The sequence below is a fragment of the Enhygromyxa salina genome (assembly GCF_002994635.1).
GTDB lineage: Bacteria > Myxococcota_A > Polyangia > Nannocystales > Nannocystaceae > Plesiocystis > Plesiocystis salina_B.
This window is the reverse complement of record NZ_PVNL01000048.1, coordinates 23,833-35,261: the sequence shown is the minus strand read 5'-3', so window position 1 is coordinate 35,261 and position 11,429 is coordinate 23,833. Positions and strand designations below refer to the sequence as shown.

General features: G+C 67.0%; 12 protein-coding genes. 7 read left to right on the top strand and 5 right to left on the bottom strand.

Annotation, left to right across the window (positions count from 1 at the left end; genetic code table 11):
- Positions 1-394: 394 nt before the first annotated feature.
- Complete coding sequence (locus tag ENSA7_RS12335; protein ID WP_146157621.1) at positions 395-775, bottom strand: hypothetical protein; 381 nt, start codon at positions 773-775, stop codon at positions 395-397.
- A gap of 167 nt (positions 776-942) precedes the next feature.
- Between ENSA7_RS12335 and ENSA7_RS12330 the strand changes: the two genes are divergently transcribed.
- The 7 genes from ENSA7_RS12330 to ENSA7_RS43565 all read left to right on the top strand — a co-directional run bounded on the left by ENSA7_RS12330 (position 943) and on the right by ENSA7_RS43565 (position 7,528).
- Entirely contained in the window at positions 943-1,440 is a 498-nt protein-coding gene (locus tag ENSA7_RS12330) for a hypothetical protein (RefSeq protein WP_146157620.1), read from the top strand.
- 28 nt (positions 1,441-1,468) lie between these two features.
- Positions 1,469-2,581 (top strand): NAD-dependent epimerase/dehydratase family protein, encoded by a 1,113-nt coding sequence (locus tag ENSA7_RS12325; RefSeq protein ID WP_106089458.1) that lies wholly within the window; start codon positions 1,469-1,471, stop codon positions 2,579-2,581.
- A gap of 22 nt (positions 2,582-2,603) precedes the next feature.
- The gene (locus ENSA7_RS12320) at positions 2,604-3,719 is read left to right on the top strand and encodes a Rieske 2Fe-2S domain-containing protein (protein ID WP_106089476.1); all 1,116 of its coding nucleotides are present in this window, start codon (positions 2,604-2,606) and stop codon (positions 3,717-3,719) included.
- Positions 3,720-3,931: 212 nt separating this feature from the next.
- The gene (locus tag ENSA7_RS43570; protein ID WP_181233676.1) at positions 3,932-4,675 is read left to right on the top strand and encodes a hypothetical protein; all 744 of its coding nucleotides are present in this window, start codon (positions 3,932-3,934) and stop codon (positions 4,673-4,675) included.
- An 80-nt stretch (positions 4,676-4,755) separates the two neighbouring features.
- Positions 4,756-6,087 carry a pyridoxal-dependent decarboxylase gene (locus tag ENSA7_RS12310; protein WP_219907954.1) on the top strand — a complete coding sequence of 444 codons (1,332 nt, stop codon included), beginning with the start codon at positions 4,756-4,758 and terminating at the stop codon, positions 6,085-6,087.
- Between the two features lie 32 nt (positions 6,088-6,119).
- Positions 6,120-6,785 (top strand): hypothetical protein, encoded by a 666-nt coding sequence (locus ENSA7_RS12305; RefSeq protein ID WP_146157619.1) that lies wholly within the window; start codon positions 6,120-6,122, stop codon positions 6,783-6,785.
- Positions 6,786-6,826: 41 nt separating this feature from the next.
- Positions 6,827-7,528 carry a hypothetical protein gene (locus ENSA7_RS43565; protein ID WP_181233675.1) on the top strand — a complete coding sequence of 234 codons (702 nt, stop codon included), beginning with the start codon at positions 6,827-6,829 and terminating at the stop codon, positions 7,526-7,528.
- Positions 7,529-7,662: 134 nt separating this feature from the next.
- On the opposite strand, the gene rimK is transcribed toward ENSA7_RS43565, so the two are convergent.
- From rimK to ENSA7_RS12275, 4 genes are all read right to left on the bottom strand, one after another.
- Positions 7,663-8,571 (bottom strand): 30S ribosomal protein S6--L-glutamate ligase, encoded by a 909-nt coding sequence (rimK, locus tag ENSA7_RS12290; protein WP_106089453.1) that lies wholly within the window; start codon positions 8,569-8,571, stop codon positions 7,663-7,665.
- A 132-nt stretch (positions 8,572-8,703) separates the two neighbouring features.
- Positions 8,704-8,934 (bottom strand): hypothetical protein, encoded by a 231-nt coding sequence (locus ENSA7_RS12285; RefSeq protein WP_146157618.1) that lies wholly within the window; start codon positions 8,932-8,934, stop codon positions 8,704-8,706.
- A 234-nt stretch (positions 8,935-9,168) separates the two neighbouring features.
- On the bottom strand, positions 9,169-9,723 hold the full coding sequence (locus tag ENSA7_RS12280; RefSeq protein ID WP_106089451.1) for an RNA polymerase sigma factor: 555 nt from the start codon (positions 9,721-9,723) through the stop codon (positions 9,169-9,171).
- 142 nt (positions 9,724-9,865) lie between these two features.
- The gene (locus ENSA7_RS12275) at positions 9,866-11,392 is read right to left on the bottom strand and encodes a sigma-54 dependent transcriptional regulator (protein WP_106089450.1); all 1,527 of its coding nucleotides are present in this window, start codon (positions 11,390-11,392) and stop codon (positions 9,866-9,868) included.
- Positions 11,393-11,429 lie beyond the last annotated feature (37 nt).

Sequence of the window (11,429 nt, the reverse complement as noted above, 5' to 3'; positions counted from 1 at the left end):
GGCGCGAGCTCGGGTCGCGCGACCGCGGCGACGCCGGGGTCTCGTGTGCGGCCGAGGGGCAAAGAGCAGGCTCGCCCGGGTCGTTTCGGGCGCGGCAGTATAGCGGGAATTGCTCCGCACCGCTCGCTCGCGGCGCCCGTCGGGCTGCGCACGGACGCGGCGGGTCAGGTGCCCGTGGCGGAGCCCAAATTTCGGTCGCTCGGTCGCTCAAAATTGGGCGCGCGTGCCACGCGGGCTCCGGCTGGCCGCGCTGCCCGGGCCCGTCAGCGGTCCGTGTCGGGGCGGTTCTCGAACCGGGCTCGTCTCGACTGCGACGAGCGCGGCTTGGCGAGGCGATGTCGAGCGCGCGGGCGCGGGGCCCAGCTCTGGGTCCGGGACTGCGACGAGCGCGGCTTCACGAGGCGATGCCGAGCTCGCGAGCGCGGGCGCGGGCCCAGCTCTGAGTCGCCGCGTAGAACCTCGCGTCGGCTTCGATGTCGGCGGGCGAGTAGTTGGAGTTCCGGTCGATCGGCCGCTGCCCGATCCGCGCTCGCACCAGGTTGACGAGCTGCAGGTGCGGCGCCACGGCAACCCACGGATCGCGGAACAACGGCGCGTCCGGGTTGGCACGATGCAGCAAACAGATCCGCCCCGCGTACTCGCGCCGGACTGTCAGGACGCCCTCGGCGTCGGTCAGGTCGACCTCGTGGCCGTAGTTTCGCACGACCCGCCGCTCGATCCCCGCGCACTCGACCAAATCATTTGCTTGTAGCTGGGCGAACTCGTCGAGAGTCATGCTCTTTCGTGGGCTGGTTCCCGCGGGCCGACAAGCCCTGACCCGCAACCAGGCCGCGCAGGCATGCGCAGAGCTTTCGCTTGCGCTCGAACAGCCGCCCGCGTGGCAGGCGTCCGGGCGGCGCAGGAACACGCCGAATCGAGTGAATCGTGCTCATGCTCGTGAGCGTGGCCATTGTGGTCATCACGGCTATGTGGCGATGTTCAATTGTGCCGAGGAGTCGCACCCCGCAGAGCGTCGTCGCCTGCGCCGCGTGGCGTTGGACTCGCCATACTCATGTGGGGCAATTGTCGTCGCTGCGCGTCAGCTTCACGGATTGGCAGCGCAAGGCGATCGCGATGTTGCACGACCACCTCCACCGACCCAACGACCGGTCGTCCGGTCGTCTCGAGCTCGCGCTCACCGACGGCGTCGAGCGTGGGGCGCTGACGCTCACCGAAGCTCCGAGCGGCGCGCGCGAGCCGGGGAGACAGACGAAGCACCGCCAGCGTGAGAAAGGCGGCGCGAGGATCGGGCGACCAGGTGGCCAGCCCAGAGCCGCGCTTGGCTTGGATTCACGGCCCCAGGCACATCTGGACCGGCTCCTGCCGCTGTCGACTCGGCGCTCTATCCGCTCGCGGCATCGAGTGTGCTGCGCCGCACGCAGCAAGCTCGCGCGCCTGTGATAGCCAGGCGACCACCGCGCGAGGGCTCATGAGCGACGTCGAACCAACCGATCAGCAACGCAACCCGCCTGCGGGCATCGCCGCCGGCAAGGTGCTCGTCACTGGCGCGACCGGTCACCTCGGATCCAACGTGGTCCGTCGCCTGCTCGCCGACGGCCACGACGTGCGCGCGCTCGTGCAGGCGCGCGCCGACAACCGCAGCATCGACGGGCTGCCGATCGAGCGGGTCGAGGGTGATCTGCGTGACCTCGAGTCGCTGCGTCGCGCGGTCGAGGGCGTCGATCGGGTGTTCCACATCGCCGCCAAGATCTCGACGGCCACGGCGACCCCGGCCGAGCAGCGCTCGCTCTACGATATCAACGTGATCGGCACCCGCGACATCCTGCGCGCGTGCCTCGACGCGGGGGTTGGGCGCGTGGTGATGACCGGGTCATTCTCGGCGACCGGCTTCGACCTCGACGATCCCAGTCAGGCCAGCGACGAGACCCTCCCGTTCTATCCGTTTGGGCACACCATGCCCTACGCGCACACCAAGGCGCTGGCCGAGCACGAAGTGCTCAAGGCCGTGGCCGAGGGGCTCGACGCCGTGATCGCGACGTCGTGTGGCTGCGTGGGCGCCTGGGACTACCTGCCTTCGCGAATGGGCGGGACGCTGTGTGATCTCGCCAATGGCAAGCTGCGCGCCTACGTGGAAGGTGGCTTTACCTGGGTCCGCGGTGTCGACATTGCGGACGGCCACCTGCGCGCGATGGAGTATGGGCGCAAGGGGCAAAAGTATCTGTTTGCCACGGAGTTCCTCACGATCAGCCAGCTGTTTGGCACGTTCCGTGAGATTGCCGGGGTCAAGCGCGAGCTGATCGAGGTTCCGATCGACCTGGTCGGGGCCGTGGCGACCGTCTACTCCGGGACGCTCGCGCGCTTCTTTCCCAAGGCGTCGCAGCGGCTCACGCCTGGCTCGATCGCGGTGCTCAAGGCCCGCCGTCACGTCGACACCAGCAAGGCCCGCCGCGAGCTCGGGTATCGCCCGACCAGCATGCGGGAGGCCATGAGCGACGCCTACGAGTTCTTCCTGCGCGAGGGCATGATCAAGCGTGACGCCCGCGTGTCCGTGCCTGCTGCCGACGCTGCTCCGGTACGCTGAACTTCACCCAGAGCTACTGATTATGTCCACCAAACTTCGCATCCCCAGCTTTACCGAGGCCAAGAACCGGCGCCAGAAGGTCCGCGCGGCCGGCATGAACCCCAATTTTTGGTACCCGGTCGAGTACGTCGGCGCCGTCAAGCCCGGTGAGATTATCGAGGTGACGTTCTGGGGGAAGGAGTTCGCGCTGTTCCGCGGGCAGGATGGGCAGCTGCGGGCGATCGAGAACCGCTGCGCGCACCGTCAGCTCAAGCTGACCGGCGGCGAGGTTCGTGGCTGCCAGGTGGTGTGCCCGTATCACGGGTGGACCTTCGATGGCGACGGGCGCCTGGTCGACATTCCGCATGAGCTGTTTGACAAGAACATGCCGAATATTCGCTTGCCGGACTTCGAGGTGCGCGAGCGCTATGGGTTGATCTGGCTGTTTCCGGGGGATCGTGAGCGGGCTGCCAGTGTGCCGATGCCGGAGATCCCCGAGCTCGAGGGGCCGAACGCGTGGGCTTGTGTGCCGGTGGATTTTACGTGGAAGGCTCACCACTCGATGATTATCGACAATGTGTCGGATTTTACGCACGAGTATCTGCATCGGAAGTATGAGCCGTTCAAGAATCCGCGATTGACTCATCTCGCGGTCGAGGGGGATAAGGTGTTTGTCGAATATGACACTGAGGTCGCGGCTGGGAAGCTTTATAGTAGCTTTGTGCCGCGGGGGTCTGCGAATACCAGTCATATGAAGCTTTGCTATGAGTATCCGCATCAGTGGTCGAATACTGATGATTGGATCAAGCATTGGTGCTGTGTGCTGCCGATTGATGAGCGTACGACTCGGGCGTTTTTCTTGTTTTACTACAAGCAGCTCAAGATTCCGTTCTTGCCGGTTGGGATTCCGCGTCGGTTGATGGTGCCGATTTTGGGGATTGCGAATCGGTTGTTGATGCGGCCACTGCTCGAGGAGGATGGGTCGGCTGTCGAGGCTGAGCAGGTTGGGTATGAGCGGCACTATGATGCGCCAGTCGCCGAATTGAGCCCGGCTGTGCACGAGTTTCAGAGGTTGACGATTCGCAAGTGGGAGGAGTATCTGGCGGAGCGCGAGACCCAGCAGACTCAGCGGCGGCTGCCGGTCATGCCGAGCGCTTGATCCGGGGGCGGAAGGGGGATCCAGACTGAGCGTCTGCCCCGGCGCGCCCGTCGGGAACACGCGCGAGACGCTCTGCCAGCACGCCAGGGCCGTGACTTCTTCAGGCCCGCTCGAACGAGCAAGACGAGCTCACGGGTGTGAGCGAGACTTTGCCACAGCGCATGCGTGGCAATTCGCTTGCCGGCGCGCGAGAGCGGTGGGACGCTCGGCCGATGGAAACAGACCGCCCGCGGTTGGGGGACCTCTTGTGGCCGGCGATCGCGGTAGCGAGCTTCGGCTGTGGCCCTCCGGGGGCGCCGACGCTCGAGGCCGGTGGCGACGACGAGACGGGGAGCTCCGGTTCTGGCTCTGGATCGGGCTCTGCATCGGGATCGGGGTCCGGAGACGCGGGCGACGGTGATGGGGACGGCGTACCGCCCGAGCTGCTGACGGCGTGGACGGACAAGACCGGCGCGTTCTTGCTGCTACGCTTCTCCGAGCCGATGGCGGATCCGACCGGGGTCGACCCGGCGGACTTTCGTATCAGCTTTGGAATGACCTTTTCGTACGACTACTATGGGTACGCGCCAAAGTACGAGAATTCGAGGTACGTGGAGCCCAACGTCTATTTCGCCTACAGCGCCCCCGCCAACGCGATCGCCATCACCCCGGGTTCCCAGCCCACGGATCTCTTCGTGAAATTCGGCGTCCCGATCGAGCCAGCCGTGTGCACGAACGCGGCGTACATGCAGCAGGAGTTCGAAAACGTGAATCAGCTGCCCGAGTACGAGGCGCGCGCCGGGCTGTTCCCACACTACTCGCCCGGCGCCGTCCCGGTCACCAGCGCCCAGGGGCAGGCGCTGGCGCCGATCGGGCCCGAGTGGGTCGAGCTACAGGGGGAATACCTCGAGATCTATGAGTACGGCTTCCCCAACCTGTCGCCGCAGATCCCCATGGGCTGCATCGTCGAGCCCTGATCTTCGCCGGCCGCGCCGCGCTCCGGTGTGGTCGACATTTTTGCGCGAGCGAGCCCAGCGTCCAATGCATACAGATAGGGATGGACGCGTTTCATCGGCGTGGGTTTCTGGGTCTCACCGCGACCGCGGCCGCGCTCGCGGGCGCAGGGTGCTACCCCCGGCATGGGAACGGTCCCGCGGGTCGCAGCCCTGCTGCGCCGGACCTCGCAGATCCGCGGCTCCGGGCGATGGCCGGGCTGCCTCAGCAAAAGCAGCTGATGTTGGGCTACCCCGTCAACATGGCGACGCCACCTCCAGAGTTCTTCGCGTGGCGGCGCGAGCTCGAGGCGGTGGGTCTGGGTCAGTTTGCGTTCAACAACGTCGGTGATCCCTACCAGCACAGTCACATCGCGTTCAACACCCACATGTTCGAGCGCGAGCTGGTCCGGCGATTTGGCGCGCTGTACCGGTTTGCCGCCCACGACACGTGGGGGTTCCTGTCGAACAGCGGCACCGACAGCAACATGCATGGGCTGTACATGGGCCGGACGATCCTATCGGGGCACGCGGGCATTGAGCCCAACATCTACTTTACCAAAGAAGCGCACTATTCAATCCAGATCCTCGCCGACCTGCTCGGGCTCCAGCGGATCGACGTTGGCACTCACTCCGACGGTCGGATGAGCGCCGAATCGCTCGCGCAGCGCTTGTCCGAATACCCCAATCAACCGGCGCTGGTCGTGGCGACGATCGGCACGACCTTCAAGGGGGCGGTCGACTCGCTCGACGAGATCCAGGCGGCCCTCGTTGGTCGCACGGCCTACGTGCACGTGGACGCGGCGCTGTTTGGCGGCTATTTGCCGCACACCCCGTTCGCCGCGCGTCTGTGGCAACGCAAGGATGGGTCGTCGAGTGGCGCCCCACGCTATGACTCGATCGCGGTGTCCTGTCACAAGTTCTTCGGCTTCCCGTCGCCCGCGGGATTGTTCATCTCGACACACGCCGCATTTGCGCAATTTCACGAGCTATTCAGCCAGGTTCACGATCCTGAATATTTGCAGCAAGTCCCCGGCACGATCACCTGCTCGCGGGACGCGGTCAAGCCCGCGGAGTTTGTGTTCTTCAGCACGGATCGCGCGTTCGCCAGGCAGCGAGACGACGCCGAGCAGATCCTGCGAGACACCAGCTATGTGTACGACCAGATGCAGACCCACTTCCCGGAGCTGAGCCCGGTCCGGGCCAGCCCGCTCTCGAACACCATCTACTTTCGGCAGCCCAGCGAGGAGATCGTGGACGCGTACACGCTGGCGACCATGACCATCGCCCATGAAGGCAAGCGTGAGCCTCACGCTCATGTGATCGTCATGCCCCACGCCACTCGCGAGATCCTCGACAATTTTTTGACCGATCTCGAGCACGAGCGGGCAGGTTGACACTCGGGTGCTTCACGAGGAAGCTCCGCGACGTGCAGCGCCATCTCCGAATTGTCCGTTTCCAGGTCGTCATCCTCGCGCTGGCCGTCGCCAGCGTCGCCGCGTGCGACAGCCAGCCAAAGCCAGCAAACGACAACGACAAGGCCGCCGCCGCCAAGCCCGAGGCGGCCCCCCCAGCCGAAGACAAGGCCAGCGGGGACGATCTCGACCCCAGCAAGCCCAGCTCCGACTGGCCAACCGTCGCGCTGACCAAGGTCGAGGACGAAGTCGACGGGATCGCGTTCTCGATCGAGCTCCCGCCGGCCGAGCTGCTGCTGCCGCGCGAGGTGAAGAAGAGCGACGGCACGTTCCCCGGGTACGTCACCTGGAACGGCCGCAACCCGCTGATGGACCCGTCGTTCACCGTGCAGATCGACAGCTTTCCACCGGCCGACCTGGAGGCCCTCGCTCGCAAGATCAAGACCCACCCCCAGCCGGCCGAGATCACCCGGCAGGAGCAGCTCGAGGACGGCGGGATGCTGCTGTCGTTCATCGAGACCTCCAAGCAATTTGTCAGCGTTCGAGTCTGGCGGACCTCGGCAACCACGCAGAAGGTCGTGCGCGTGACCTTGCAGGTCCGCGACGTCGGCCCGATCCCCAACCTCGACGCGCTTCGCCCGTGGATGGAGCAGGTCGCGAGCTCGTTCACGGTCGAGTAGCCGCGGCTCGCGGTGCGTCGAATACACGTACCCCCCAACCCATGGGGGAGCATGAGGAGTGCGTGTATTTCGCCGCGAGGCCGCCGGGAGCCGGGACCGTCGCGGAGACCAGCGACAGCAACAACAGCGCCGAAGGCAACTCGGCGTCGGCCGACCAAAACGGCGACGGCGACGGCGACGGCGACACGGATCCGGGCGACGGCGACGCGGACACGACCCCCGGCGACGGCGACGGCGACAGCGGTGAAGACGGCAACAAGCCCAAGTGGGACACGCTCGCCGTCCCCGACGGCAGCGAGCAGTGCGGCGGCGGCAACGACGACTTCGAATTCTCGTTTCTGTGGGCCGCCAACAGCTCGCAAGGGACGATTTCCAAGATCGACACCAAGACCGTGACCGAGGTCGGGCGCTACATCGTTCGGCCCGACAACAACGGCTCGCCCTCCCGCACCTCCGTCGCGCTCTCGGGCCACGTCGCGGTCGCCAAGCGCAGCGGCGGTGTCACCAAGATCTACGCCGATCAGCAGTTTCGCCAGGAGAGCAACGGGATGCCTGGCATCCAGACCTCGAACAACAACCAGTTCCTGCCCTGGGCACGGAAGAGTGCGTCGCCTGGCACGTGCCGATGCTCGAGAAGACATGACTGGCTACGCGCTCAGCAACGTCGGCACGCCTTCGGGGTGATGGGTTGTCGCGCGGCAACGATCTGCAGCGCTACCGCCAAGACACCACGCACTTCGTGATCCCTCCTGACGGCCACGTCGCGCACCTGCATCCCACGAGCTCGCGCTCGTCCCCGTTGAACGGCTTAAACGGTCGCTCGGTAGCGAGCGAGTTCGCCGGCACGTGGCGTCGTGAATTAAAATTGGTCGCCGCTCTAGTGAGCGGTAGATCGGTCGCCGCGGTGCCCCTTGGGCGCATGCTTCTCAATGTAGCGAATAATCTCCCCCGCCACATCGATCCCCGTCGCCGTCTCGATCCCCTCGAGCCCCGGCGACGAGTTGACCTCCATGATCAGCGGCCCGCGCTTGGACTGCAGCATGTCGACGCCAGCGACCCGCAGTCCCATCGCCTTGGCCGCCGCGATGGCGGTCTTGCGCTCGACCGGCGAGAGCTCGGCCGATGAGGCGTGGCCGCCACGATGGAGGTTGGAGCGGAATTCGCCGGGGGCGCCCTGTCGACGCATGGCCGCGATGACCTTGTCACCCACGACAAAGCAGCGGAGATCTGAACCGGCGGCCTCGGCGATGAATTCTTGGACCAAGATATTGGCCGACAAGCCGTGAAAGGCCTCGACGACCGAGCGGGCTGCGAGGAATGTGTCGACCTTGATCACGCCCAGCCCCTGGGTGCCCTCGACGAGCTTGATGACGTAGGGCGGCTCGCCGACGGCCTTGAGCAGTCGGTCGACGTCGTCGGGGTGCGCGGCGGCGGCGGTGCGCGGCAGGCCGAGGCCTTTGCGCGTCAGGATCTGCAGCGCGCGCAGCTTGTCGCGCGAGCGGGCGATCGCCTGCGAGCCATTGACGCACAAGATGTCCTGCATCTCGAACTGGCGAACGATCGCGGCCCCGTACATGCTGGACGAAGCGCCGATCCGGCCGATCACGGCGTCGATCCCCGTGAGCGCGTGGTCGCCCAGCAGCACGCGCGGGTTCTCGGGCTCGAGGCTGGCGCAGCAGCGTCGGAAGTCGACCAGCTCAATCTCATGACCGAGCGCCTGCGCGGCCTCGAGCATGCGATTGGTGGAGTACAGGCGCGGGTTTTGAGAGAGCAGGATGAACTTCATGACTGGTTTCAGGTCGGGCCAGGCTCGTGACCCGCTTGCGGACGCCTGTTCGCAGTGCAGCGCTGGTTGGCTCGCGCCACATGCCTGGGCGACTCGTCCCGGGGCGTCGAGCACCGCCGGACTCGGCTCGGCTCACGCGACCGCGCGCGGGAGCCAGCGAGCGAGCGCTCGTAGTGTGGTCTCGGCGAAGCGTAACATGTCCTTGTCATCACCGACCGTGTCCGCGAGCTCACCGTCTTCGAACGCCTCGAGACGATCGACGAGCCAGCCAGCGGATACTGCGCCCCGCGTGAACCGGGAGCCCGGTCCCGGTGAGACGGACTCGACACCGTAATCCTCGAAGTGCTCGAACAGCATGGCCATGAGTTCGTCGAGCTGACGCCGCTTGCGAGCGAGGAGGTTCCGGCCGTGGTGCTCAGAGAAGCGCGCCAGCAAAGCACGAAGCGCTTCTTGCCTATCGTGACCCACCGAAGCGGGTCCGCCACCGAGTGACCGTTCTGCGACTGGGTTGATGTTGTCTTGTGGCATCGTGGACCTCTGTGGGGATCCGAGCCCCCGCGTGTCTGAAAGGGAGCACATCCAAGCGAGCGATCAGAGTCAACGTAATTCGACCACCCGGGGGTCGCCGTCCAAATTTGCGCGCAGGCATCGACGCGCGCGGTGCAAGCGAGACTTGACCGCCGGGACCGAGAGCTCGAGGGCGCTGGCGACCTCGGGGGCGGTCATGCCCTCGAGCTCGCGCAGCACGAACACCTCGCGGTCGAGCTCGGTGAGCTCGGCGAGGGCGGTGAGCAGCGAGGCTCGCAGCGAGTCGGTGCAGGCCTGCAGCTCGGGCTCGCGCTCGCCCCGACCGAGCAAGGCCGGGTAGCTGCGCGAGGCCGTGTCGATCGCGTCGTCGCGCAGCGCGTGCCGGCGATGCCGACGGCGGTGGCGGTTGAGCTGGCTGCGCGCGACGGCGGTCGCCCAGGTCATGAACGACGAGTCGCCGCGGAACCCAGAGAGGTGGCGGACGATCTCGACGTAGGTGTCCTGCAGGACGTCGTCGGGGTCGTCATCTGGGCCGCACATGCGCCGACAGATCGCTCGTAGCCGCGGCTGATGGTTGCGAAGCAGCTCCGGGAGTGAACCCATGGAGGCGGCGGCCGTGTGCATCGCTGCGTCGCACTGCACGGCTCATGCCGAACCAAACCTGGTGGCACGCTGGGTGGATCAGCGGCTAGCGCTGGCCATAATCGGATCTGCAAGCTCCGAGTCGGGGACGCGCGAAGCTCCGATCGGAGGCTGCGAGTCCGACTCAGTCCTCGGTCGGTGGCTCGCCGGGCGGCTTGGGGTCGGCCTCGGTGGCGCGGCGAAAGTCCTCTTTGCGCAGGCCGTGACGCCGCATCTTCTCGAACAGCGAGCGCTCGGCCAGCCCGGCGTGCTGGGCCGTCAGACCGATCCGCCCGTGGGTCCGCGCGAGCAGGTTGCTCAGGTAGACCCGCTCACCGTCACGCAGGAGCGCGTCCCGGACCTCTCGCCAGGGGAGGTGGAGCCAGGCCTCGGGTAGCTCGAGCTGCTCGCGTGGCGGCGCTGGCGGCGGTTGCTGCGGCGCTGGGTCTGGGCGTGGATCCTGGGAGCGGGCGATCGAGCGGGGCAGGTCTTCGAGGCTGATCTCGTCGCCCAGGCACAGCAGGACCGCCCGCTCGATCACGTTGATCAGCTCGCGGACGTTGCCGGGCCAGGCGTAGCGCTCGAGCGCACGCCGGGCGGGCGGCGTGAACCCGCGGAGCCGGCGGCCCAGCGCGAGGTTGAAGCGCGCGAGCTGAAGGTCGAGCAGGCAATTGAGATCCTCGATGCGCTGGCGCAGCGGCGGGAGCTCGAGCTCGATCACGCCCAAGCGGTAGTAGAGATCCGAGCGAAACCGGCCCGCGTCGATCTCGATCCCGAGGTCGCGGTTGGTCGCGGCGATCAGGCGGACATCGACGGGGATCAGCTTGTCCGAGCCGAGCGGTCGCAGCTGGCGATCCTCGAGCACGCGCAGCAGCTTGGCCTGGGCGGCGACCGGGAGCTCGGCGACCTCGTCCAAAAACAAGGTGCCGCCATGGGCTCGCTCGAAGTGGCCGCGCCGGGCCTGGTGGGCGCCCGTGAACGCGCCGCGCTCGTGCCCGAACAGCTCGCTCTCGACCAGCTCGGCGGGGATCGCCGCGCAGTTGATGGCGATGAAGGGCGCGCTGGACCGAGGGCTCTGAACGTGGACGAGCTGGGCGATCCGCTCCTTGCCGACGCCGGTCTCGCCGAGCAGGAGCACGGTGCTCTCGGCCACCGCGGCGCGCTTGGCTACCTCGATCGCCCGTCGCATGGCCGGGCTGGCCGCGACGAGATCCGCGACCAGGTCCGCGGCCGGGTCGTCGGCCAGCTCCCCGGGCTGACCGAGCCGCGCGTTGCTCTGCTCCAGCGCCGTGGCGGCCCCGCGCAAGGTCCGGGCCCGCTCGATCAGGGTCTCGAACGCGGTGCGCAGCTCGTCGTCACCAAAGTCGGTCGTGAGCACCCCGAGGCCGCCCGCGGCGAGCACCGCGGCGCTGCTCTGAACATCGTGAGTCTCGGTGACGATCACGACCTCGGGAGGGGCGCTCGAGGCCCGGAGCGCGGCGACCAACCCGGCGACGCCCGCGAACGAGCGGGTGCCCACGACCACGGCGTCGTAGCGGTTCTTGCGCACGACCTCGACGAGCCCCTTGTCGAGCTCGATGCTGCGGACCAGCACGTCTTGCATCCCCACGAGCGCGCTCAGGCGCTTGGCGAGGGGCCGTCGGTCGGCGGCGACCAGCAGTCGGAACAGCATTCGGGCCGATGATAGCGCGCTGAACCCTTCACGTGTC

Bases quoted from the DNA above. Each gene is read 5' to 3' on its own strand.
- ENSA7_RS12275 (WP_106089450.1), bottom strand. From the start codon at position 11,392: ATGCTGTTCCGACTGCTGGTCGCCGCCGACCGACGGCCCCTCGCCAAG.
- ENSA7_RS43570 (WP_181233676.1), top strand. From the start codon at position 3,932: ATGGAAACAGACCGCCCGCGGTTGGGGGACCTCTTGTGGCCGGCGATC.
- ENSA7_RS12310 (WP_219907954.1), top strand. From the start codon at position 4,756: ATGGACGCGTTTCATCGGCGTGGGTTTCTGGGTCTCACCGCGACCGCG.
- ENSA7_RS12320 (WP_106089476.1), top strand. From the start codon at position 2,604: ATGTCCACCAAACTTCGCATCCCCAGCTTTACCGAGGCCAAGAACCGG.
- ENSA7_RS43565 (WP_181233675.1), top strand. From the start codon at position 6,827: ATGGGGGAGCATGAGGAGTGCGTGTATTTCGCCGCGAGGCCGCCGGGA.
- ENSA7_RS12335 (WP_146157621.1), bottom strand. From the start codon at position 775: ATGACTCTCGACGAGTTCGCCCAGCTACAAGCAAATGATTTGGTCGAG.
- ENSA7_RS12280 (WP_106089451.1), bottom strand. From the start codon at position 9,723: ATGCACACGGCCGCCGCCTCCATGGGTTCACTCCCGGAGCTGCTTCGC.
- ENSA7_RS12325 (WP_106089458.1), top strand. From the start codon at position 1,469: ATGAGCGACGTCGAACCAACCGATCAGCAACGCAACCCGCCTGCGGGC.
- ENSA7_RS12285 (WP_146157618.1), bottom strand. From the start codon at position 8,934: ATGGCCATGCTGTTCGAGCACTTCGAGGATTACGGTGTCGAGTCCGTC.
- rimK (WP_106089453.1), bottom strand. From the start codon at position 8,571: ATGAAGTTCATCCTGCTCTCTCAAAACCCGCGCCTGTACTCCACCAAT.